General features: G+C 29.1%; 2 protein-coding genes. Both read left to right on the top strand.

Annotation, left to right across the window (positions count from 1 at the left end):
• The first annotated feature begins 161 nt into the window (after positions 1–161).
• On the top strand, positions 162–866 hold the full coding sequence (locus ACVC2P_RS13475) for a LytR/AlgR family response regulator transcription factor (protein WP_452598979.1): 705 nt from the start codon (positions 162–164) through the stop codon (positions 864–866).
• 221 nt (positions 867–1087) lie between these two features.
• Complete coding sequence (locus ACVC2P_RS13470; protein WP_452598978.1) at positions 1088–1771, top strand: CPBP family intramembrane glutamic endopeptidase; 684 nt, start codon at positions 1088–1090, stop codon at positions 1769–1771.
• The last annotated feature ends 111 nt before the right edge of the window (positions 1772–1882 follow it).

Here is a 1882-nt window from a genome sequence, read left to right as displayed (position 1 = left end):
AATTCATTCTTTCCAGAAAAAGAAAAAATCACAGATTCTGGAATTGGGCTAGAAAACCTAAAGAAACGATTAGATATTTTATATCCAAATCAATTCAATTTAATTACCAAAGAAGAGAACAACACCTATATTGCACAACTAACATTTAAATATAAAGAGTAATGCTGTCCTGTATTTTAATTGATGACGAGCCTTTAGCGCTTAACTTGTTAGAAGATTATGTAAAAGCTACACCATTTTTAAAGCTGACAGCAACATGTAATAATGCTATTGCTGCCATTGAAATATTAGAAAAAGAACCTGTTGATTTAATTTTTACAGATATTCAAATGCCAAATTTATCTGGAATGGAGTTTTCAAAACTAATTTTAAATAACAAGGCTAAAATTATTTTTACGACTGCGTTTGAAGAATTTGCAGTAGAAAGCTATAAAGTCAACACCATTGATTATTTAGTAAAACCCATCAGTTATCCCGAGTTTTTCACTGCTGCCAATAAAGCCAAACAACAACTACTTCAAGATACTAGCCAAGTGGCTATAGATGATTATATTTTTGTTAAATCAGATTATAAACTAATTAAGATTGATTTAAAAGATTTGATTTATGTTGAAGGACTTAAAGACTATTTAAAATTTTATACAGTTAATTCTGAAAAACCAATTCTTACCCTAAAAAGTATGAAATCTTTAGAAGAAGAGTTGCCAAAAAGCCAGTTTATGCGTGTGCATCGGTCGTTTATGGTAAATTTAAAAAAGATAACTACAATAGAGCGCAATCGTATTGTTTTTGGTGATAAATACATTCCTGTTTCAGAAAAATATAAAGACACTTTTCTAAAATTTATCAAATCAGATTTTCAATAATAGGTAAAATTCCTCGAAACGTCTATTAATCATCCATAGACATCTATTTCATTTTAAAAAGAAAATAAGATTCTTCAATTTTGATGTATTAATAAAAAACAGACATCTATGGTAAACTTACAGATGTAAGACTGTTTTTTCAATTAAAAATAACGATCTGGAATTAACTACTAAAACTGTTTGCGGTAGGTGAGAGGTCTATAAAAAGGATAAAAATTAATATGAAGGAGAATACTGCTCAAATATCAAATTGGAAAGGGTATGCATTAGACCTCATTATTTACATAGCTATTATGTTTTTAATTAGGGAAACATCCATTCCCAATACTCACTATTTAGTAACCGGTTTTTTATATTCAGGTACTACATTATTAGTAGCTACTTTGATGATGAAAAGACGTGGTTTAACATGGAAAGCGCTGGGTTTAGTTAAGCCAAAAAGTATTAAAAAGACACTTATAAGTTCTGTAGTAATCTTTATTACTATTATAGCTACATTGCTTATTTTTAATCTTATACAAGATTCATTTGCAATTACTAAAGAAAGTAGCGAAGCTGTTAGCTGTACTAATACAGGGCATTCATTACGCAACGGAGATTATAGCTATGTCTTTTCAATTATCATTTTTGTATGGTTACAATCTGCTTTAGAAGAATTATTAGAACGTGGATTTCTTATCACTTGGGTTGAGGGTTTATGCATTAACACAAAATTTAAAACTATTATAGCTATTGTTTTTCAGGCTTGTATTTGGGGGTTTCGTCATTCGTATGATATTTCTGAACGCTCAATTTCTGTTTTCCTAATCGGGATCATTATGGGCATTGCTTATGTAAAACTAGACCGAAACTTATGGCCAGTTATTATTGCACATTGTGCAATGAATACAATATCTTTAATATAATTAAAACTAATATTAATACATGTAAAGTATTAGTGTTACTTTTTTAGCTTTAATTACAGTAGCATCTCCCAAAAGCGCTATTCCGCTAATTGTTATAAAATGTACTATAAT

The sequence above is a fragment of the Pontimicrobium sp. MEBiC01747 genome, from assembly GCF_053601635.1.
This window is presented reverse-complemented; position numbering and strand designations above follow the sequence as displayed.

Bases quoted from the DNA above. Each gene is read 5' to 3' on its own strand.
- ACVC2P_RS13470 (WP_452598978.1), top strand. From the start codon at position 1,088: ATGAAGGAGAATACTGCTCAAATATCAAATTGGAAAGGGTATGCATTA.
- ACVC2P_RS13475 (WP_452598979.1), top strand. From the start codon at position 162: ATGCTGTCCTGTATTTTAATTGATGACGAGCCTTTAGCGCTTAACTTG.